The organism is Rhodanobacter sp. B2A1Ga4 (assembly GCF_018101315.1).
GTDB classification, from domain to species: Bacteria; Pseudomonadota; Gammaproteobacteria; order Xanthomonadales; family Rhodanobacteraceae; genus Rhodanobacter; species Rhodanobacter thiooxydans_A.
In genome coordinates this window covers 599,552-621,142 of sequence record NZ_JADBJR010000001.1, presented here as the reverse complement: position 1 = coordinate 621,142, position 21,591 = coordinate 599,552, and the positions used below count along the sequence as shown (strand labels likewise).

17 protein-coding genes and 1 pseudogene are annotated in these 21,591 nt (G+C 61.6%); 15 read left to right on the top strand and 3 right to left on the bottom strand.

Annotated elements, in window-relative coordinates; all coding sequences use genetic code 11:
* Positions 1-55: 55 nt before the first annotated feature.
* The 5 genes and pseudogenes from pglZ to IMW82_RS17785 all read left to right on the top strand — a co-directional run.
* Positions 56-2,692, top strand: coding sequence for a BREX-1 system phosphatase PglZ type A (gene pglZ / locus IMW82_RS02790; protein ID WP_211003806.1), 2,637 nt, complete (start codon positions 56-58; stop codon positions 2,690-2,692).
* Positions 2,682-4,745 carry a protease Lon-related BREX system protein BrxL gene (gene brxL, locus IMW82_RS02785; protein WP_211003805.1) on the top strand — a complete coding sequence of 688 codons (2,064 nt, stop codon included), beginning with the start codon at positions 2,682-2,684 and terminating at the stop codon, positions 4,743-4,745. The genes pglZ and brxL overlap by 11 nt, the downstream gene beginning before the upstream one ends.
* A gap of 294 nt (positions 4,746-5,039) precedes the next feature.
* A complete protein-coding gene (locus IMW82_RS02780) occupies positions 5,040-5,816 on the top strand; it encodes a hypothetical protein (protein WP_211003804.1) in 777 nt (258 codons plus the stop codon).
* Positions 5,817-6,236: 420 nt separating this feature from the next.
* Positions 6,237-6,530, top strand: a complete 294-nt coding sequence (locus IMW82_RS02775) for an OB-fold nucleic acid binding domain-containing protein (RefSeq protein WP_345777111.1) — start codon at positions 6,237-6,239, stop codon at positions 6,528-6,530.
* 55 nt (positions 6,531-6,585) lie between these two features.
* Positions 6,586-6,708 (top strand): annotated as a pseudogene (locus tag IMW82_RS17785) (IS3 family transposase); the annotation flags it as partial.
* 76 nt (positions 6,709-6,784) lie between these two features.
* On the opposite strand, the gene IMW82_RS02765 reads toward IMW82_RS17785, so the two are convergent.
* Positions 6,785-7,063: a hypothetical protein gene (locus IMW82_RS02765; RefSeq protein WP_211003802.1), complete on the bottom strand. Its 279-nt coding sequence runs from the start codon at positions 7,061-7,063 to the stop codon at positions 6,785-6,787.
* A 47-nt stretch (positions 7,064-7,110) separates the two neighbouring features.
* On the opposite strand from IMW82_RS02765, the gene IMW82_RS17780 reads away from it, so the two are divergent.
* Positions 7,111-7,788, top strand: coding sequence for a hypothetical protein (locus tag IMW82_RS17780; protein ID WP_244754142.1), 678 nt, complete (start codon positions 7,111-7,113; stop codon positions 7,786-7,788).
* Between the two features lie 167 nt (positions 7,789-7,955).
* Here IMW82_RS17780 and IMW82_RS02755 read toward each other — a convergent pair whose 3' ends face one another.
* Positions 7,956-8,132 (bottom strand): DUF3606 domain-containing protein, encoded by a 177-nt coding sequence (locus IMW82_RS02755; RefSeq protein WP_211003801.1) that lies wholly within the window; start codon positions 8,130-8,132, stop codon positions 7,956-7,958.
* A gap of 583 nt (positions 8,133-8,715) precedes the next feature.
* Between IMW82_RS02755 and IMW82_RS02750 the strand changes: the two genes are divergently transcribed.
* The 7 genes from IMW82_RS02750 to IMW82_RS02720 all read left to right on the top strand — a co-directional run bounded on the left by IMW82_RS02750 (position 8,716) and on the right by IMW82_RS02720 (position 18,206).
* Positions 8,716-10,356, top strand: coding sequence for a DUF6119 family protein (locus tag IMW82_RS02750; RefSeq protein WP_211003800.1), 1,641 nt, complete (start codon positions 8,716-8,718; stop codon positions 10,354-10,356).
* A 161-nt stretch (positions 10,357-10,517) separates the two neighbouring features.
* Complete coding sequence (locus IMW82_RS02745) at positions 10,518-10,853, top strand: GrlR family regulatory protein (protein ID WP_211003799.1); 336 nt, start codon at positions 10,518-10,520, stop codon at positions 10,851-10,853.
* Positions 10,854-11,257: 404 nt separating this feature from the next.
* Complete coding sequence (locus tag IMW82_RS02740) at positions 11,258-12,562, top strand: metallophosphoesterase (protein WP_211003798.1); 1,305 nt, start codon at positions 11,258-11,260, stop codon at positions 12,560-12,562.
* Positions 12,559-13,587: a GTPase-associated system all-helical protein GASH gene (locus IMW82_RS02735; RefSeq protein ID WP_211003797.1), complete on the top strand. Its 1,029-nt coding sequence runs from the start codon at positions 12,559-12,561 to the stop codon at positions 13,585-13,587. Before IMW82_RS02740 ends, IMW82_RS02735 begins: the two co-directional genes overlap by 4 nt.
* A 59-nt stretch (positions 13,588-13,646) precedes the next feature.
* Positions 13,647-14,642, top strand: coding sequence for a hypothetical protein (locus tag IMW82_RS02730; protein WP_211003796.1), 996 nt, complete (start codon positions 13,647-13,649; stop codon positions 14,640-14,642).
* The gene (locus IMW82_RS02725; RefSeq protein WP_211003795.1) at positions 14,639-15,589 is read left to right on the top strand and encodes a hypothetical protein; all 951 of its coding nucleotides are present in this window, start codon (positions 14,639-14,641) and stop codon (positions 15,587-15,589) included. Before IMW82_RS02730 ends, IMW82_RS02725 begins: the two co-directional genes overlap by 4 nt.
* A 1-nt stretch (position 15,590) precedes the next feature.
* Positions 15,591-18,206, top strand: a complete 2,616-nt coding sequence (locus IMW82_RS02720; protein ID WP_211003794.1) for a hypothetical protein — start codon at positions 15,591-15,593, stop codon at positions 18,204-18,206.
* Positions 18,207-18,273: 67 nt separating this feature from the next.
* On the opposite strand, the gene IMW82_RS02715 is transcribed toward IMW82_RS02720, so the two are convergent.
* The gene (locus tag IMW82_RS02715) at positions 18,274-19,353 is read right to left on the bottom strand and encodes a site-specific integrase (RefSeq protein WP_211003793.1); all 1,080 of its coding nucleotides are present in this window, start codon (positions 19,351-19,353) and stop codon (positions 18,274-18,276) included.
* A 105-nt stretch (positions 19,354-19,458) separates the two neighbouring features.
* On the opposite strand from IMW82_RS02715, the gene IMW82_RS02710 reads away from it, so the two are divergent.
* Positions 19,459-20,403: a DNA-binding protein gene (locus tag IMW82_RS02710; protein ID WP_211003792.1), complete on the top strand. Its 945-nt coding sequence runs from the start codon at positions 19,459-19,461 to the stop codon at positions 20,401-20,403.
* 237 nt (positions 20,404-20,640) lie between these two features.
* Positions 20,641-21,135, top strand: coding sequence for an antitoxin Xre/MbcA/ParS toxin-binding domain-containing protein (locus tag IMW82_RS02705; protein ID WP_211003791.1), 495 nt, complete (start codon positions 20,641-20,643; stop codon positions 21,133-21,135).
* The last annotated feature ends 456 nt before the right edge of the window (positions 21,136-21,591 follow it).

Sequence of the window (21,591 nt, the reverse complement as noted above, 5' to 3'; positions counted from 1 at the left end):
GCGCTTACTCCTACCATTGCGTGCTGGTTCAACGCGACGCAAGCGGAGGTGACGCATGGATGTAAATGAACGCCGCGTGGTCGAATCGCTGCGCGCCCTGTTTACGACTGAGCGCGTGGTGTTCTGGCACGACACGGATTCGCAGTTCGCCATCACGCTCGAATCGCTGGAGCTTGGCGACGACATCGAGATCGTGCGGCTGGATCAAACACCGGTGCTGGCGGTCAAACGGCAATTGGAGCGTCAGCCGGCTTCACAGTTCTTGTTGTACAGCAACAAGGTGGAGCCCGATCCCGCCGCTGATTGGCTGCTGGATGTGCGGCTGCGTTCCAAATCGTTCCGTGCCGACCTCACCACGCTGCTGATCGAGGACCTTGGCCTGACCTCGCTGACGCTGGTGCCATACATTAAATCGCGAGCCAAGTTTCTGTCGGCCGATTCGCGGCGCGCCGAAGCAAGACGCGCCAAACTGAAGCAGCTGGTCCAATCCGGTGACGGCGAGGCCGAGCTCGACCGCAAGATGATGGCCGTGCTGTTGCGCAGCGACGAGTCCGAGCCGCTGTCGATTGCGCACCAGCTGTTGCTGGGGCTCTGGGTAGAAGGTGAGTCCCGGATCGGTGAGCCGGCGAAGGCGTGGACTGAGTTGCAGGGTTACGGTCTGGAGCCTTCGTTCTGGGCGCTGATGCAGCGCACCTTTGGCTATCAAAGTGACGAGCCGACCCTCGCCGATTTGTGGCTGCGCATTCTGGTCACTGACTTCACCCGCACGATCAGTGCCGAGGTGCCGCAAGCCTTGCGCCATCTGCTGTTGGAGAATCCGCAGCTGGCCAACAACGCGACGATTCTTGCCGCGCGCTGGCGCAACGATCTGCACAGCCATGCTGCCTATGCGGATATGTCCGCGGCCGTGGCGCAGATGCTCAAGCTGGGCGAGCTGATTTCCGGCTGGCACGCGGAGGATCTGCTGGAGTGCATGACCTTCGCCGTGGTGGAGCGCCAGATCATCCATGACTTGAAGACCCGGGTGATGCAGCTGGGCGGTGCGGCGCTGGGTGACGTGCAAGCGATCACCGCCCGCCGTCGCGATGGTCATTGGAGCAATGCGCTGATCAGCGATGCCAGCGATGAGATCCGCGCCTTGTCTGCCTGCTACGACGCGATCGAGGCGGCGGCCGAGTTCCTGGCGCTGAAGGAACGCCACGCGGCCGGCTTCAGCTTTGCCGACGCGGCGACGGCCGTGCAGGCGTATCGAGGCGAGCTGTATCGCTTCGACCAGTGGTATCGCTGCTTCCATTTTGCCGCCGACAAGGTGGACCCGACGGGTTGGACCTTGTTGCACGAACTGCGCGGCGCGATCGAAGACGCGTACTCCGGTTGGTTCATTCCTGGCCTGTCATCGGCCTGGGCCGGGGTGTTGGCCGGCGAGCATGGCTTGCTCGCTACTTGGCGCGTGCCGGGTACAACACCGCAGCAGGATTTCTTCGACAATCATGTCGCCGCGGCACTCAGTGCGGGCACGACCAAGCGCGTGTTCGTGCTGATCTCCGATGCATTCCGTTACGAAGCCGGCGAGGCCCTGGTTCGCGAGATCAACGCCAAGAACCGCTTCACGGCCAAGCTCGATGCGATGCTGAGCGTGCTGCCCAGCTACACGGCGCTGGGCATGGCGGCGTTGCTGCCGCACCAGAGCATCGCCTACAAGGCAGGCGACAGCCTGGATGTGCTGGTCGACGGCCAATCGACCGCGACGCTAGAGAGTCGTAACGCGCAGCTGGGCCGCTATGACGGTATCGCGGTGAAGGCCGATGACTTGCTGGGTTTGGGCAAGACCAAGGGACGCGAGCTGGTCGGTCAGCACAAGGTGGTCTACCTCTATCACGATCTGATCGACATGCTGGGTGACAAGCAGGGTTCCGAGGGCCAGACATTCGACGCCGTGGCCAGGACGCTGAAAGAATTGAGCGGCGTCATTTCGCACATCATCAACAACCTCAACGGCTCGATGGTGCTGGTGACGGCCGATCACGGCTTTCTGTATCAAGATTCGGCCTTGGACGACGCGAGCCGATCACCACTGCCTGACAAGCCCGTGGGCACGCTCAAGGCCAAGAAGCGCTATTTGATCGGGCGTGATCTGCCGACCAACGACAAGATATGGCAGGGCAACACCGCACTGACGGCGGGAACCACGCCGGGGACTGGCAGCGTGGACTTCTGGCTGCCCAAGGGCGCCATGCGCTTCCACTTTGCCGGTGGCGCCCGCTTCGTGCACGGTTCGGCGATGCCGCAGGAGGTGATCGTTCCGCTGATCACCGTGCGTGAGTCCGAATCGGACAAGGCGCGCACCCGTCCGGTGGAGATCACTCTGATTGGTACCTCCAACAAAGTGGTGACCAATACCCAGCGCTTCGAGCTGATTCAGACCGAGCCCACCTCCAACCGCGTACTGCCGCGCACTGTGCGGATTTCGCTGCGCGATGGCGAGACGCCGGTGAGCGACGAGCAGGTGCTGACCTTCGACAGCACTTCCAGCGTGTTGGGAGAGCGCGTGAAGTCGATCATTCTGACGATCCGCTCCGGCAGCTACGATCGGCAGAAGGACTATTTCTTTATCGCGCGTGACGCGCAGACCAAGGTCGAGGTGCTGCGTATTCCCCTGAAGATCGATCTGGCGTTCTCCAATGACTTCTGACTCATCCGATAAGACCCCGCCCAACGCCGCCGAAACCGCCGCGCCGGATCTCGACCAGCTGCTCAACCGCCACTTCAGCGGCAAGGTGGTGCGCAAGGATCTGACCAAGCTGATCAAGGAAGGCGCGAACGTGCCGGTCTACGTGCTGGAGTACCTGCTCGGCATGTACTGCGCCTCGGACGACGAGGCGACGATCCAGGCGGGCCTTACCACGGTCAAGCGCATCCTGGCCGAGAACTACGTGCGGCCGGACGAGGCGGAGAAGGTCAAATCGAAAATCCGCGAAAGCGGCACCTACAAAGTCATCGACAAGCTGACCGTCAAGCTCAACGAGAAGCGCGATCAATACGAAGCGTTGCTCTCGAACCTCGGCGTCAAGAACGCCGAGATCTCCGACGCGATCGTGCGCCAGTACGAGAAGCTGCTGGCCGGTGGCATCTGGTGCATCGTGACGCTGAGGTACGTGTACGAGGAAGGCCAGAAGAGCTCGCCCTTCATCGTCGAAGATCTGAAGCCGATCCAGATGCCCAACATGGACATGCAGGCCTTGTTCGAAGGTCGCCGCGCGTTCACTGATGAGCAGTGGCTCGACGTGCTTCTGCGCTCCACCGGCATGGAGCCCACCGTGTTCGAGAAGCGCGCCAAGTGGCATCTGCTGGCGCGCATGATTCCGCTGGTCGAGAACAACTACAACTACTGTGAGCTGGGCCCGCGCAATACTGGCAAGAGCCATATCTTCAAAGAGATCAGTCCGAACAGCATCCTGGTCTCCGGCGGCCAGACCACCGTGGCCAACCTGTTCTACAACATGAGCGCCCGCAAGGTCGGCTTGGTGGGCTTGTGGGACGTGGTCGCCTTCGACGAAGTGGCCGGCATTACCTTCAAGGATCACGACGGCGTCCAGATCATGAAGGACTACATGGCCTCCGGCTCCTTCAGCCGCGGCCGCGAGGCGATCAACGCCAACGCCTCGATGGTGTTCATCGGTAACATCAACCAGAGCGTCGAGTCGTTGGTGAAGACCTCGCATCTGCTCGCGCCATTCCCCGAAGTGATGATCGACTCGGCGTTCTTCGATCGCTTCCACGCCTATGTGCCGGGCTGGGAGATCCCGAAGATGCGACCGGAGTTCTTCACCAACCAGTTCGGTCTCATCGTGGACTACTTGGCCGAGTACCTGCGCGAGATGCGCAAGTACAGCTTCTCCGACGCGATCGATCGCCATTTCAAGCTTGGCAACAACCTCAATCAGCGCGACGTCATCGCGGTGCGCCGCACTACGTCTGGTCTGCTGAAGCTGCTATGTCCGCATGGCGAGTACGACAAGGAGCAGGTGCGGCAATGCCTTGAGTACGCGCTGGAGACTCGTCGCCGGGTCAAGGAACAACTCAAGAAGATCGGCGGCATGGAGTTCTACGACGTCCACTTCTCCTACATCGACCTCGAGAATAGTGACGAGCGCTTCATCACCGTGCCGGAGCAGGGCGGTGGCGGCCTGATCCCCGAAGGCCGCATGGCGCCTGGCACGCTTTACACCATCGCCATGGGCCCAGGCAGCATGCCGGGCGTCTACCGTCTGGAAATCCAGACCATGGCCGGCAACGGAAAGCTCACCACCTCAGGCTCCGGTTCGCGCGAGTCTGTGCGAGTTGCCTTCGATTACTTCAAGGCCAACGCCAGCCGTGTTAGCGCCGGCATCAAGACAGCAGTGCAGGACTTCCACCTCCACTTGGTCGAACTCCAGCACAACGGCAGCCCCGAGACACTCACCTTGTCCAGCTTCGTCGCATTGTGCTCTGCCGCGCTAGGTCGCCCCATGCAAAGCCAGATGGTCGTGATGGGCGACATGTCCCTCGGCGGTACCACCACCCCCGCCCGCAACCTCGCCGAATCCCTGCAAGTCGCCTTCGACGCCGGTGCCAAACGCATCCTACTGCCCATGTGCAGCGTCACCGACATCCCCACCGTCCCTGGCGAACTCTTCGCGAAGTTCCAGACGAGCTTCTACTCGGATCCTGTTGATGCAGTGTTTAAGGCGTTGGGGGTGGATTGATGCCTGCCCAGCTGGGTCACTTAATGCCAGGAGAGAGTCGCAATCGACGAGACTCCCACAGTTCACCTTGTCGAGGCGACAAATGGTCGCTGATTTGAGGGGAGCGTCATGGTCAAGAGTGTCTTTGCTTTCATTGGTCTATGGGTGGTGGTGGACGCGGCTCAAGGATTTCTTCGAGTCGCTGTTCAAACGGCAGGCCATTCGTGCCTGAGAATGGGAAGAGTCCTGTGACTTTCGCACTCGATAGCTGCTGCGCTTTCGCAGCTGAAATGTTGAACTCAGCGAGGGGTTCACATGGCTGATCCAAGAATTCGTGCCGCGCTGCTTGACGTGCTAGAACAGAACCGCCCGCGACCGGGAAGCGAAGGAAACCTTCAGTCAAACCAGGTCTTGAGTGAGACCGCCAAAGCGCTGGGCATTCGTCGAGATCACCAGGCGGAACAGGCGCTTTTGACAGAGTGGAACGAGCTCTTCCGGACAGGCTATTTGGCTTGGGGCCATGACCTCAATAATCCCAATCCGCCCTTTTGCCATTTCACGGAGCGTGGGGTGGCGGTTCTCGAACACGCGCAGCGAGATCCGGCTAACCCACAGGGTTATCTCGCACACCTTGCACGGGTTGCGGAGATCAGTCCGATTGCCATGTCCTATCTGACCGAAGCTCTGGACTGCTACGTAGCTGGCCTTCACAAGGCCGGTGCAGTGCTCCTCGGCGGAGCGGCTGAACGACTTGCTGCCGATGTCAGAGACGCCGTCGTGCATAGAGCGCAACGCTTGAATGAAAAAGCACCAGAGGCGTTAAACGATTGGCGCATCAAGCGGGTGCTCGATGCTTTGAAGGCATTCTTCGATCAGCAGAAGCAACTGTTCGCGGGCGAGCTCAAAGAGCGCTACGAGGCCTACTGGCCTGCGTTTACTCAGCACATCCGGGCCATCCGCAATGATGCTGGTCACCCTTCCAGCATTGAGCCCATCACGGCGGATGCTGTGCACGCAGCTTTCTTGGTCTTCCCAGAGGTTGCCAATGTGGCAGGGGCATTGGTCAGGTGGGCGCGTGCCGTTGAGGACTGACCAATTGCTGCTTGGAGCGAGAGCTATTGCAGGCGTCCAGCATGCATTCGCGTTGCCCTGACAATTCGGGTAGTTTCGACGTAAAGCATCAGCAGATCGCCGTTGGTAATGTTCATCGGGCGCGCATGCATCGTATCCACGCGAAGGGGTAGGGCAGGGGCGTCACGGTGTTCGTGCTCGACGCTGCAAAGCGGTCGTCCTCAAAAGGTTCTTCCAGCGGCCTGCGATGGATATCGCCTACTTTTAGAGATGGTTTGAGAAACCGGCCAAGTCGTCCCGTGCGGAACGATCAAGCACTGGGTCCCACGCTGGAAGATGTTGTGCGAGCCCGGCTTCAAGCGCCTGACGTAGCAGGGGAGCACCGACTCCAAGACCCTGCGCACGCGCCGGCACAACAGCTTTGCGCGAGTAGCCGGCCTGGTGACCTTGCGCCAGCGCCCGCAGACGGCCAGTGGCGTCACGTTCCTGACAATGGAAGACGAGCACGGGCTGGTCAACGTTATCGTGTGGCGCGATGTGGCCGATCGACAACGCCGGGTGTTGCTTGAAGCCAAGCTGCTCGGTGTCGATGGCAAGTGGGAAATGCTTGATGGTGTGCAGCATCTGGTGGCCGCGCGACTGCTGGACATGACGTCCATGCTCGGCGAGCTGGACGTGCGATCGAGGGATTTTTACCGACGCCGCCGGGCACGCTCAGGCTCAATCAGCGGGTGAGCCTCACCGGCGTCGATCCACGGAAAAGACGTCGGCCGACGGCAATTGCACGCCGTCCGGCGAATATCAGCGCTTTCTCGCTGATCACAACATACTCAGCAGCATGAGTGTCGTCGGTCACTTCGCTGATAACGCGGCGGCCGAGGGCTTCTTTGGCATGATCAAACGCGAACGTGTCCGTCACCGCCGTTACCTGGAAACGTCATCGCATTCCTGCGGCAGGTCGATCATTGATGCAGGGACTGAGACGGCCTTTAGAAGCAGCCGTACCGCCCTTCTGACACTTGGGCGCGACTCAGCGCTACCAGCATATCGAGTAGTTGCGGAAGGCGTTTTTTCCAAGGACCGCGGGCAGTGAAGCGGGTGGCAATGTCCTCCACTCCCAGCGGCGTGGGGCTGGCGGCGAGGGTGTCGGCCACGGCGCGCACCTGGGCCACGGTGTCCTTGGGCCAAGGCTGCGGTTTGCTGGCGGCGGTCGCGACCATTACCGTGCCGCCGTCCGTGTCGGTGTCGAAGTCGGTGTGTTCCGGCAACACCTGCGCCGAAGGGTTCTGCGGGCAGGGTAGGCCGCACGCACCCCTTGTGGCACTGGCTGCGCGACTCCTGCAAAGCCGGCGAGGCAGAGATCGACTGGTTCGCCGAGAATCCCCGTCCGCCTGACCTCATCGGCGTCAACCACTACGTCACCAGCGATCGGTTTCTTGACGACAATCTCGAGAAATATCCCCCCGATCACCATGGCGGAAACGGTCAGCATGGCTACGTCGATCTCGAGGCCGCGCGAACCATCTCCGAACCGGTTGGCGACATTGCGCCCCTGCTGGGCGAGGTCTGGCAGCGCTACGGCTTGCCGATCGCGGTAACGGAAGCGCATATCGACGCCAAGCGTGAAGACCAGATGCGTCGGCTGGCCGCACTCTGGTGCGGTGCGCAGGAAGCCCGCCGTGCCGGGGCGGACGTCCGCGCCCTCACCGTCTGGGGAATGCTCGGATCCTATGACTGGAACTGCCTGCTCACCGAATGTCACGGGTACTACGAGGCGGGCGCTTTCGACGTAGGCGGCGGACAGGCACGGGCAACGGCGCTGACCGTGCTGATACGGAGCTTCGCCCGTGGTGCGCGAGCGGACCATCCGGCCCTCTGCGGCGCCGGCTGGTGGCAACGGCCGCAACGCTTCGAGGGTTCGCCAGTCGTCACACTGGAACGGCGCGTTCCCCCGCTCCGGACATCCTTGGCGACAATACCGCACCGATCCTGATCGTCGGCGCGACCGGTACGTTGGGCCGCTCTTTCGCACGCATCTGCGCCGAGCGCGATCTCAACCACCGCCTGTTGCACCGTGCCGAACTGGACATTGCCGATGGCGACTCGGTGCGTAGAGCCCTGGACAGTTTCGCCCCGTGGGCGGTGTCGAGCGCCCGCGGGCTACTTTTTCAGCTCGCGCTCAACGTCATCCGCCATCACGCCGACCTTGGCGACGGCATCACGGACGCGTTGCTCGGACACGCCCCACTTCTTCGCCCAATCGCGAAGCTCGTAGTCCTCGTTGACGTTGACTCGTTTGCGGTCGGGGCCACCGGTCTTCGATTTGTCGTCGCTCATGAGGCTTCTCCTAGTTGGAGCGGCCAGACTTAGCAGCGTGGCGGTGAAACACCCGTCAACCGCGTCCAGTTCTTTCGACCTGTCGCGATAGGGCGGAACATTTGGTCCGCGAGGCGGCAAGTCACCAGAACTTGCCGCGGTGGCCGTAGCTTGTTCCTTGCCCATAAAGGTCGCCATGGTTTACGTGCTTCGCAAGCTTGGCGTGGCCGCACCGGTCGTAATGCAGTACCGGGAACGCTTTGCCCCCGACTGACGATGACGGCCGATAACTTCGCCTCGTGGGTATGGGTCAGGGAGTAGTCGCATTAAGCGAGTGGGTGCAGGGGTCGGTGATTAGATGGGGTTATCGGGGGTAGAGTCCGGCACCTTCCCCTTATGTCGAGGCTCTTTGCTTCTAGTTTTTTTTCGGAGTGCGACCCATTCATTTCAGTCCTGACATAGGGCTTCTCCTACAGATTTTGGTAGTCTCTGGGCTCAAACTGTCCGAGCCCATGATTCTTTAACGAGTAGGGCAGCGACAACGAGTAGGGCAGCGACCGACTGCCAGCATGGGCGACACAACATCCTCGGGGGGGAGGACCGGATGGCGACGTTCACCATTTACCTGTTGCGCGAGAGCGTGGTGACCGCAGAGGATGCGGTCGTCACCGGGGCCAAGCCGTACATCATCGCCGATGGACCTTCCGACTACGGAAAGTTGTTCGTCAAGCCGACGCACCCCAAGCCGCCCAAGTGGGCCGACCTCTTTGAAAGTTATGTGGATAAGACGCTGCTGGGTACCGTCCAGTCGTCCGCAGCCGCATTTATTGTCCCTGTAAACGACCGCCTGTTCGCCCTCACCTTTGGGCAAGGGCGCTTCTTGCTTCATCCTGACGCCTATGAGGAACGGTTCGGCTTGGTCGTGACGCTGAACTCCATTGGTTCGGATGCTCTCCGCAGCATTGACAAAAGAACCTTTGTGGACGATCAGAACAGCCGCGTTCAAACCAGTCAGGCCTCGTCCGCGTTGAGCTTCGGTGTGGATATTGAACGCGACCTCATTCGCGGGATTGTGGGGCGGCCACTCAGCGAAAAGTTGGGGCGTCGCCTTGCCGGCGCAGATGCGTTGACGGTCACCATAGATGCTGCCGTGCCCGATCTCCGCCGGCTGTTGCGGCGCTATCTGAAAAAATTTCAGTCAAAGGATTATCAGGCGAACTTCCCATGGGTGGATCAGGTTTGCCAGTTAAATCCCAAAGGCCAGAAAGCCACACGACTGGATGCGCTTCTCGTTGAGAAGCTTAAAGATGCCTGGACCAAGAACGGCTTGATTGACGGTTGTTGGCTCGCCGTCCCGGACATTGTTGATTGGTCGCTCGTGGATGGCTTCAAGTTCACCCAATCGGCCGGGGAGGGGGTCTCCAATGACTTGCACCTTCCGGGGCTCGTGCAGGCTTTTCCAAATGAAGAACCGACTTTGGGGTTTCTTCGGAAGCGCTATGCAATGCCGGTGGACGACGAGGAAAAGGTGCTGGACCGGTGGCCCATCTACCGTTGCATCCATTGCGAGATCGATGAGGGCGACAAGTCCTTCATCCTCTCCGCAGGGCGCTGGTTCGAAATCGACAAAGACTTCGTGACCAACGTTGACACTGCGTTCAAGAGCATCCCCCGATACACCAAGCCGCTGCCCATCTATGAGCAGGCCCACACCGATGAGGATGGCTACAACAAGGCCGCGGTGACGGGAAGCCAAGGTCAGTGGTGTTTGATGGACAAAAAGTTGCTCCCCGTTGGCGGTGTCTACGACAAGGTTGAGTTCTGTGACATCTACGGTGGCGGGGAACTCATCCACATCAAGCACTATGGAAGTTCCAGTGTCCTGGGACACCTGTTCAATCAGGGATTAGTCTCAGGAGAGCTTCTGAAGTCCCACGCGGGCTATGTGGACCTGGCCAACGGGAAACTCACCCCGGCCCATCAGCTCACTCCCGACATCAAGGGTGCCAAGATGCCCCGCAATGTGTATGGATACATCATCGTCTTCGGCATCATCAGCCAATCGGATAAGCCGGATATCCATCTGCCATTCTTCGCCAAGGTGGTTTTAAAGAGCGTCTACACTAGGCTCTCCGAGCTTGGTTATGGAAGCATCATGCTCGCCAAAATCTCATGCGACCCGATGGTCAAACTAATGAAGTCCATTAAGCCCAAGAAGCAGAGAAAGAAGCGAACTAAGAAGTAGTGCTGGATGGCTTGTCTTGGCATAGATCGGATTTTGATAATACGTACTCAGCCACATAGGAGTCCCGCAGAGCGATTAGTCGGTGTTGGCAGCAAGGAGAATTATCAGCATATGAGACAGAAGCGCGGTTCACTTGGCTTCAAATCACGGAGTATCTACCCATGATCGACGGCATCTATCACGTTACCTTCTCATCCAATTCCAATGACTTTGGCGAGGGCATTGCGGTCTTTAAGGGCAATTCGGTGAACGGCGGCGATCATGGCTACCTATACAGCGGAACCATGAGCGGACAAGGCGACAACTTCAATTCCGCCCTGACAATCAAACAGTGGAATCCTTCAGTTCAGTCGATCTTCGGCCCCGCAAAGGAATTTGTTCTAGAACTCAGCGGAAGCTCCTCTGCCGATAACAGCTTCCTCGCTCATGGTCACGTGGCTGGGCAACCCCAAGCAAAGATCAGTATTCGCGGGCGACACCTATCAGATGCGGCTTAACACCTCATCCAAGCGGACGCGCGAACCGCGCGCTGCACAGCTCGAGCGTGAGGCCTCATGAAGCGAATTCTGCTCGTATTTGCGGCGGGCATTGCACTATTCGTTGCGGCTAGTGCGGCCTTCTATGCATATGTTGGCCATGGACATTCCCTGTCACACAATGCAACGGATTGCTAGCGCTCGGCGATAGCCGAGAGCGGGCACCCGTTAGTTCGGCAGGACGCGGTGGCCTGCTGCCTGTTTTTTGGTGGAAACCGGCCGGCCGCTTTCGCGACCAGATAAGATAGGCGGAAACCTCTAAGCGGCGCCGCTGGTGCAAATGTTCGCCTTGAGCCAATGTTCGTGATTTGATCGAGTGCCTATGATGATCGGAAGGGGGTGGCGTGGCAGCGGTTTTCATACACTTGTCGGACATCCACTTCGGCCAAGAGAAGGACGGTGGGCGCTTCACGATAAATAGTGACGCGAAGGAGCGGCTGCTTGAAGACGCCGCCGCTGAAATCGAAAAGCTCGGGACGAGTGCATCTGGCATAATTGTGACCGGAGACATCGCCTATGCTGCGAAGTATGAGGAGTATGCGAAGGCTGGCGAATGGCTGGACCGGTTGGCGGAGCATATCGGCTGCAGCCGCCTCGACATTCAGATGGTCCCCGGTAACCACGACATCGATCGCGACGCCATAACCCCGGTCACGAAGTTCCATCTCGACTCCGTCCGCGAGCATGGAGACAAGATGCTGGACATGCTCCTCGACGACGAGGTCCAGCGTGAGGTGCTCTACGAGCGTTTCGCCGCCTACCGGGACTTTTCTAGCGGCTACGGATGCGATCTAGACGTCGGCGGCGCGTACTCGGCCGACGTGGTTGTCACCGTGGCACCGGAGCGGACTGTCCGTTTCGTCCACCTGAACTCCGCGCTGATCTGCTCGCTAAAGGATGACGAGGGCAAGCTGATACTGGGCGCGCGGCAGCGCGTGTTCACGCCGATCGATGGCGAGGAAATGGTGGTGCTTGTCCACCACCCGCTCAACTGGCTCCAGGATTCGGACGAGGCGGCCCGCTATTTCAAGTCACGCGCCCGCGTCATCATTTCGGGGCACGAGCACTTCCCGTCGCTGGATATCACACCTGTCGAGGAGGAGTGCGATTTCCTGATGCTCGCCGCTGGCGCGACCGCGCCCGACGACATCGGCGAGAAGTACACGTATAAGTACAACATCCTGACGTTCGATTGGGACGACGGGTCCGACGCGCTGGCGGTGACCATCAATCCGCGGACTTGGAACTTCGAGATGAAGCGCATCGAGCGGGATACTCCCTTCCTCGAAGGCAGGTCAGAGCGCAATGTCCTCGGATCTCCCTACTTCCGTAGGGGAATTCCACCGGTCGCGCGGGTACAGGGCGTGGTGGACGAGCAGCCTCAGGCGCAGCCAGTCGCAAACCCAGTCACGGGGTCGAAGGAGGTGGACTTTTCGATGACCGAAGACGTTCGCTTGGTCCGTCTGCGTTTCTTCCGGGATCTGCCGGAGGACCGCCGCCGACGTATCCTTGTCGAGCTCAACGTGATACCCGCCGATCTGACGGACCGTCTCGATCACACGATCGAGCAGCGCTTTTTCGCGAAGCTGGTCGCGCAAGGGCGTATGGGCGAATTGTCGGCTGCGATAGACGCGGCAATACTGAAACCGAAATCGGGGAACGATGAATGAGCGTGATGGCGAAGTACGTCAGGATCTTCTGGCCTAACCCCAAGGACGAGGACGTCAGTCGTCGCAACGCAGCCGTCACGACGGTCCAGTCCTGGATCACGGCGTTCGACGATTCCTGGTCGGCGATCCAACTGGCCTCGGCGCTGGCCGATGGCGTTACCGACGGGAAGGCGCGCGACGAGTTCGCCTCGGAGGTTGAGCAGGCAATCGTCGACGCCGGAAGCGCCGCGTTCGTGCGCAAAGACCACGATCTCGAGATCATTATCGTGGCGCTCGTTTCGGCCCTCGACCTAGTCAAGCGCGAACCGGACGCTTCCGGCTGGACGCCGGTGGACGCCCTTGCGGTGGGCCTTTGGTCGGCGCTCTCGTTCCAGTCCTCCGTTTCGGAGGAACCCATCGAACTTCTCCGTCAGGAGGTGCTCGTCGCTTCGCGGACCAGAACGATGCTGATCGCCGAGCGGTCGCGCAAGCGGGCGCCGGTTCCGGAGATCGGACCACTCGCGTTGCCTGAGGCCCAGCCGACGGGCACGAAGGCGAACGCCGCCTACCGGAAGGCGACCGAACCGCTGGTCAAGGCCCTGCGGGAGAATGCGGAGCTAGACCGCGAGGAGCTCGAGTTCCTGTGGTGGACAATCGAGGACTGGAGCGAGGTACTGGACGGTCGCCGCGCGGACGCTGATCCGCTCGTCCGCGCGGTGGTCGCTGGCATCGATGGCGCCTCGAAGCTGCGCCGCCTGCCAGCGTCGGGCCACCGCAATGTGGTGTTGCGCGGCGTGCCGGCCGGAAGCTCCGCCACTTTGACTGCCCTGTTGGCAGCGCTCGGAGACCATCGCGCGATGCTGGCCAAGTCGATAGATTCGGATCGCATCCGCGAATCGGCCACGAGCTTTCCACTGCTCGCGGCAATTGCGAGCGGTGACGTCGACCGTGCCGGCGCGGGCATCGAGCGCGACGCACGCGAATGGGGCGCGCGGGCTCTTCTCGAGGGCGGCATCCTACAGGTCGCAACGCTGCGGGGCGGTTGATTATGATTGATGGCTCATGCCGGCTGAGCGAGTGCACGTTCAACGTGACGGGAGCCTGCGTGCTGAACCGTCCGGTTGAAACATGCTCGAACCGGAGGGATCAGGGAGAGGCAGCGGACGGCGTCGAGGAGAATGACGAAGCGGACGGCGGCGTCCGCGCGTCGGGTCCTTCGACCGAAGGACGGCCCTCCGTCGATCTGGGCGGCGTAGTGCTGGCGAGCCCGGTCGAGACTCCGAGACTACCTTCGAGCCTGACAATGGGTCTTGAGGAGGCGACGTCACATATGACGCGGCGCCACACGACGATGGTCGGCATCCTGGGTCTGCCCGATTCCGGTAAGACGGCATGCCTTGTAAGCGCCTACCTGCTCCTCGCAAAGGGCGGGTTCGAGGGATACGATTTCGCCAACAGCGCCACTCTGATGGCGTTCGAGCAGATCTCGCGCGGCAGTCGCTACTGGACAAAGGGCGACGAGCCAGGGCAGCTCACGATCCACACCGAGATGGCCGACGACCGGCAGGCCGGTTTCCTGCATTTCAGGCTGCGCCGCCAAGAGGACGGCCGCTTCTTTGACATGCTGATGCCAGATCTTCCGGGCGAATGGTCGAAGGCGCTGATCGACAAGACCGACTGCGACCGCTTCGCGTTCCTCGGATCAGCGTCGGTGATCTGGCTGATGGTCGACGGTCGCGCGTTCGCGGAGCCGAAGACGAAAAGGTATGCGACGTACCGGGCCGAGATGCTGGTCGAGCGCCTATCCACGATCCTGCCAACGCCCAGGCCACGGGTGATCCTCGTCCCCAGCTGGCGGGACATCGGCGAGTTCCCTGCGGATGCCTACGAGAACATATGCGAAGCGGGCCGCGGGCATGGGATGGAGATAGCTCTCGCGCCGATTGCCTCCTTCTCCTTCGGAGATGATGTCGCGCCCGGGTCGGGCATCGCGCCGCTGATCGACATGACGCTGAACCACGACCGGGCCGTGCCGGAATTCTGGCCGGACGACCAAAGCCCCGGTGCAAGGACGTTCAGCTGCTTCAGGAGTGCCGCATGACTCGGAGATCGATCGTGCTCTTGGGTGGCCCTGATTCGGGCAAGACCAATTACGTCGGCCGGCTCTGGCCGTCGTTCAAGAAGCGCAAGGGCGTGCTGCGGGCCGAGCGGCTGCCGGACAACATCGCTTATGTCGACGGGGCCGTCGAGCATCTTATGCAGGGCAACTTCGCGCCTCGCTCCGATAGGAACCTTGAGGTCGGCCGCGCGGACTTCTCGATCAGCGTCCGGGGCGCGAACGGCGAAGGCGCGCTGACCGAGCTGATGGTGCCGGACATCTCGGGCGAACTGTGGACGCGCACAGTGGCGACGTCCGAGATCTCCCAAGAGTGGCTTGATGTCCTGAACGAGGCGGCGGGCGCCGTCGTCTTCGTGCGGGCGCTCTCCGATCAGAATGTTAAGCCGCTCGACTGGGTCACCGCACGCAACATCCTTCGTCTGGATGATGACGACGCTGGGGCCGGTGCCGGTGACGATGCTGTGACGGAGCCCGTTGAACCCGAACACCCGCTTCCGGCCGAAGCAGCTCAGGACACCATCTCGCTGCCGTCCGAGCCGGACCTGCCGACGCAGGTGCTTCTGTGCGAGCTGCTCCGATATCTCGATCTGTGTCTGGCGGACCGTGCCGACGGTGGCCGCCCGCACGTCGCCGTCGTCGTAGCCGCCTATGACCTGCTCGATCCCCAGATCCGCGCCGGTGGGCCGATGGTCTATCTCAGAAGGGAATTCCCGTTGTTCGCCGGACGTCTGGCGGACACGGGCCGGCTGGACGTGAAGCTCTTTGGGCTGTCTGTGGTCGGCGGCGACCTAGAGGATGACGATGAGTTCCGGAGCCAGTTCCTCGAGCGTGACATCACGGAGCAGGGCTGGGTCGTTGTCGAAGATGGAGACCGCTTGAGGACCGACGAGGACGTGATGCTGCCCATCGCTTGGGCGCTGGGGGACTAGGGTGGCCGGATTCGATCAGCAACTGCATGGCTATCGGCAGGGGCATCAGCTCCTTTCGAGCACCATCCGGCTGCAGAAGCCCGATCAGGATTTGATCGATAGGCTGTCCGACGTCGCCGGTCCGCTTTCACCGGGCGAGCGCTTCGCGCCCTATCTGACCCTGTACCCGCTGCCGAGCGAGTCGCACTACGTCGTCGCCAGGACTTGGCAAGACTTCGAGGCGACGCGGGCGGGCTGCGTCCGCACCCGCAGCGTCCTGGTGCCGATGGCCGAATGGCAGGAGATGCAGGACGTGGCTGCCGTCGTCGCCGTTGCCACAGAGGCCGGAGCGGACCAGCCGGCCGAGCGCAGGTCGACCGCCGCCGTCCCGATCCTGCTTCCACCGGTCGATCCGCTTCAGGGCACGGAGCTCATCGAGGCGATGTTCCTCGAGGAGCGGGCCCCGATCGTCGTGTTCGACGCGGAGAAGCCGGAGCCGCTTGCGCTCCGATTGACGACCGCGCTCTGGCCGGGTTTTCGTCGCACCTTCAGTATGTCGACCTTCGCCCGCTCTCCCCGGACCATCGGCCGTCGCAGCTTCGATCTCGTGTTCGCTTCGAATGAATCCCGGTCCCGGTTCGGCGAATGGAAGGGACGCCGCATCGACGGGCGCAAGCGGGGGCTAGCCCGCCATCCATGGTCCGAGCCCATCATCGCTCGGGTGCTCAGCTCTCCTGTGCCGTCGCTCAAGAACCTCGATGTCCTCGGCGAGATGTCATCGGACGGCGTAGGCAGTGAGTCGGCTCTGCGCGTCTCGCTCCTTTGGGACGATCTTCGTCGCAAGCTGCCCAGTTCCCCCACCGCGGCGTTGGGCATGCTCGACATCGCCAACACGCGTAAGGTCAGACAAGTCGACCTGATCCGCGAGCTGGAGCCGGCGCTGGCCCGGTCGGCGGCGTTGGCGGCAACCACCATGCAGGCGGAGGACGCCTGGAGATACCTGGGCGCCCTTATCCAGAAGCTGGAAGGCCTTCGCCCATCGATGTCAGTGGCGAAATCCATACGGACTGCAGCCGTGGACTTGGCGGCCCGCCATCCGGCCGAGACTGTGGAAGTGCTCTCGTCGCTGAATGTCGAGCCTCAGAGGGAGCTGCTGGTGAGCGCGGCGGCCGACGGGCTCGCGCGATCGCTCGATCTCGACGTTGCGGAGCTGCTGAGCCGCCTCGATGGCGAGGATCTTCTCGACCTGCTGTTCGCCAGCGCAAAGCTGGCGGAAGGGACGGTCGGCAGGTTCCCGGTTTTTTCGTCCGCGCTGGCGACCGCGCTCCGTACCGCCGACGATGGGGTGCGAGCGGAGGCGAGACGCCGGCTGCTCGGCCTCCTAGTCGACGATCGCCACGTCGATCCCGCCCGACTGCTCATCGACGACCTCGACGTCGACGACCTGGTCAAGGAGGCCGCGCACGTTCATGCCGTCAACGGGCTGAGCTCGCCCGGGATCCGGAGCGTCCTCGTCGAACGGGCGCGGGTGCTTCAAGCCGAGGCCGTCCTCCGCGACGCGGTGAGCGGGATGAGCGCGAGCGCAGGACGCGACGCGCTCGTCGAGGCCACGTTGGGTCAAACCCCAGCGGATATGGACTGGCTGCTCACTAGCCCCGCGCTGAAGCAGGGCCGGCGGATCGAATTAATCCGGTCGCTACTTGCCGCGGCGAACTCGCTGCAGCTGCGAGGCATGCTCGCTGACCAAGGCACGCTGACCCGGGCCATCGCCTCACTGGACGCGGCGGACGGATCGGACGCCGAGCTGCTGTCCCGTATCGCCTACAACGTGACGATGCCGCATCACGATCACGTCGCCCTCGTACTCGCGCTGCTTCCAAACCTGAAGGAAGGCATCGGCACGGAGCTGGTCGGCAAGGCGATTGAACTCGCATTGCCCCAGGAACCAAACAAGGTCTCGTCTGCCGCACTCGATCGACTCCTGTCGGCGGCAGGATCCAAGCTAAATGGCGGCAGGGCGATGCGCGTGGGGTTGCAGCGGGGTGTGTCCCCGGCGGCAGCGTCCCGGAACCTCGTGGCATTCGGCCGCGCCCCCGTCGCCGCCCGCGGCTCCCTTCTCGCCGGCATTGAGGAGATGGCGGGGGCCATGACGGGGCGGCGTCAGCTGGACATGTCCACCGAGGCGGTCGAGGCCGCCGCGAAGATGCTGTGGGAATCCGGATCAGTGACTGCGAATGGTTTTGTCCGGGCTTCAGCCATACTTCTGCCGTTCGCGCTCGGCGATCGGCGCGAGGCCGCGTCGCCCCTGATCGCGGCGGCGTTTCCGCCTGTGTACCGGGAACTCGCCAAGGACAGCGCGATCGACCTGCTGAGCTACGTCTTCGTCTTCCTCGACTGGGACAAGTGCAAAAGCGCACGGCGGCGCCTGACCGACGCCTTCGTCCATTCAGAATGGCGGATCTCCGACATAGCTATCGCTGCTGTGCGGGCCGGTGATCCGGTCCGCATCCTAGGAAGGATCGCCCGGCAACGCGGCGGAGAAAAGGTGCTTCAGGGTCTGAGCGCCGACCTGAAGCAGGTCCCGGCGGAAGTGCGCAAGCCCATCCGGGCAGCCCTGAAGGAGCTTGGGCTGAGCTGAAGTCGATAGTTTTCCGGGCGCGATGGCGATGGTGCGGTTCTGCGTATTGCTAAGTACGCGCCGAGAACTACTTCAGTAACCGCGCCGCAGGATTGTCCTCGGCCGCGCCCGATTGAAAATACCCAATGACACTCGCCACCGAACGATGCTCGGTCATCGCCATGACGGCCGGCAGCGACACGCCTTGTTTGCCGGCCTCCGTCACGAACCCCGACCGCAGACTGTGCGCTCCGAAGTTTCCCTCAAGGCCAGCCAGCGCTGCCCGACGCTTCACGATCGTCGCGACCGAACCGGGCAACAGGGCCGGGCCGATGCGATCCTTCCAGATCCGACGAAAGATCGCCCCCTCGCGAATGCCTGACGCTTCGAGCCACGCCGCGAGCGCTTGGGCGCTAATCCCTAAGACCGGTTTGTCCGGCGTCGAGTCCACCGTCACCCCCGCCTGCTGCGTCTTCGAATACTCCAGCCGGTAGATGTAGCTCTCGTCACCGGTCTTCCGGAGATCGTGCAGGTCCGCCGCCGCAATCTCGCTGCGCCGGCGGCCGCCACTGGCGAAGCCGAAGCAGAGCAGGGCGCGATCACGCCGGCCTTCCAGTGTGTCATCGCAAGTCGCCAGCATGGCTTCCAGCTCCGGGCGTGTGATCGCGGTTTTCTTGGTCGGCCGCTCGCCGCGTTTGACCGCCGCGCGCCGGGCGCGACTGAGCAGGGTGCGGACGCTGGCCGACTCACACGGATTGGCGAGTCGCTTGAGCTTGTGCGCCGTCGACAGCACGGCCACGCGCTGGGTCACGGTCGACAGCTTGAGCGGTCCGAACTTCGTCTTGAGACCAGCGGCCACCAGCGCCTGGTCGACGGTCGGCGGCAGTTCACTGACCAGGCCGGTCTGGTTCTTGCGCTGAATGTGATCGACCAGAAACTGGATCACCACGGCCTCGCTCACCGGCAGCGTGAACTCAATCCCAACGCGGGCCTGGTGCCAGCCGGCCCAGTAGCGCAGGGCGGCGGCGTAGCTGCGCGTGGTGTTCGCCGCGGCCGCTTCGGCCAGCAGTTCGCGCACGGCGTCGGCCGCTTGCTGGGCCAACTGTTCCGGCAGCACCAAGCCGGCAGCGGGTGTGGTGAGGGCTGGTAAGGTGTGTTTATGCTTCATACTATGTAATGTACATTACGAAATGGGGCACGTACTAGCGATAATCATCACTTATCACCAGTACGTCAACCAGCGGGCAGGGCGCCGACAAGGGAGACCCCAGCGATGGCCAGAGGCATCACCCAAGAACAGGTCAACGCCGCGGCCGACGCGCTGGTGACCGCCGGCGAGCGGCCGACGGTCGAGAAGATCCGAGCACAGCTCGGTACGGGTTCGCCCAACACCGTGATCCGCATGTTGGACACCTGGCGCGGCGCGCTGGCCACGCGGCTGAGCCAGGTGCTCGCGTTGCCCGAGGTGCCGGCTGACGTGGGGCAAGCGTTTATCGAGGTCTGGCGTCTCGCCATGACCCATGCGACGTCCGTTGCTAATGCAGCACTCGCTCACGAACAGAACGCCCTCCTAGCCGCCCAAACGTCACTTACCCAAGAACGCAAGCTCTGGGAGATCGCAATCGCCGAAGCCCGAGCGCAAGCGCAGAGCGCGGGTCAAGCCGGAGAGATCGCCGAAACGCGGCTGGCGGACGTCCAACGTCTCGTGGAGCAACAGGCCAGCCAAGTGGCTGAGCTCCTGCAACAACGCGATGGATGGAAACGACGTGCGGAGCAACTGGATGAAACGTTCGAAGCGCATAAAAGCAGCGTGGCTGCCGAGCGTGACGCACAATCGCTGCATCTCCGAATCGTCGAAGATCGAGCGCACGCCGAAGTCGACCGAGCTCGGGAAGAAACCAAAAAGCTCCAAGCGGTGTTGCGCCAGAAGGAACGGGAGACCTCCGCTATCACCTCGCAACTGGAAGCGGCCATGGCGTCGGCGCGCGCCGCAGAGAACCTAGCCACCGAACACGGGGCTCGTGCCAAAACCCTCGAGCAGCAACTAGCCCGTATGGATGGACTTCCGGCGGCACTGCTGGCGGCTCAGCACGCGCTGCACGCGGCTACTCAGCGTGAAGTGGCGTTACGCGCCAAATTGGGTGACGCTCCTTCGGACGCGAAGATCAAACGTGCGGCCGGAAAAAGAAGGCCGCGAGGTGTGTCGGGGCTCAGTTAGGTTTCACGACCTGACAGAGACGCTATGGCTAGTGTCTGATCGGCCGCAGCTCTGGCTGCGGCTTGTATGCATGGTTATGGTTAGCAGCGTACGCCGTTTGCATGAAGAGGAAGTCAGGATGATTAGTGCCCGATGGCCATCTAACTGGAATTATCACGATTTCGATCTGCTTGCTAATTTTAGCAAGCTTCAGCTATGTCTTTAGATACAATCATTTGCGATGCGAGGGCGGTGGCCATGAAGAAGTTGGAATCGCTGATGAGCAACCCAAAGCAAACGAAAGTGCCCCGTAAACTTGGCACCCAAGCGCGTGTTCCCGAAGCGGTTCGTTCAGAGGACACATTAGGTCGAACCATTCGCCTCAGGGGCGTCAACGTTCTCCTGGACAAATATGCCGACAGCAAGACCGGCAATGTCGTTGTCGAACGGCTGATCGTCGGCACAGGGTTCACCAAGAAGAATCTAGCGGGCACGCTCGGCATCAGCATAGACACCTTGTACCGCCCAGATCGTGTCAACTCGCGCGCTACGCAGGCGCGTATACGAGAGATGCTCGAAATCCTTGGACTAATCACACAGTGGGCCGGCGGCGAGCCGCAGGCCATGGCTTGGTACCGCGGTCAGCCGATCCCGGCCTTCGGCGGTCGTACGGCAGAGTCCTTGGTCAAGAGCAATCAGGCCGGGCCGCTGCACGAATATCTCAATCACATGGCTGTGGGAGGTTTCGCCTAGGGATTTGGAAGACTGAGTGCGTTGAATTCAGCACTATGGATGTCTCTTGGGAGACGTCCATCACCACAGAGCTTTGTGGGCGAAGATTGCGAAAGGTTTCTGCGGTGGCTGCCTAGGTTTCAATGCGCTGAACATTTGCGCGTGTGCAGGCCATCGTTCGTTACGTACAACATCATCTACGCGCGCTCGGTAGCACTGGTGACCCCATCGGAATGACGAAGATTCCTCGATGCTCAGGTTTTGCTGTCTGCGTTCCTGGCTGTGCACGTTAGCATGCGCCAATTGCAGAGGATTTCTGCCGTGAGCGCTGAGGTTTCGCTGTGGAGAACAGTTGCTGCGGGGGCAGTTCGTCGTTGTTAGACAGCGGATCCACGGGTAATACGCAGTCGAACTGATCTTGCTGGAGTATCGATACCACCATCTATAATTTCGCATAATGTATATTATGTAAAATTA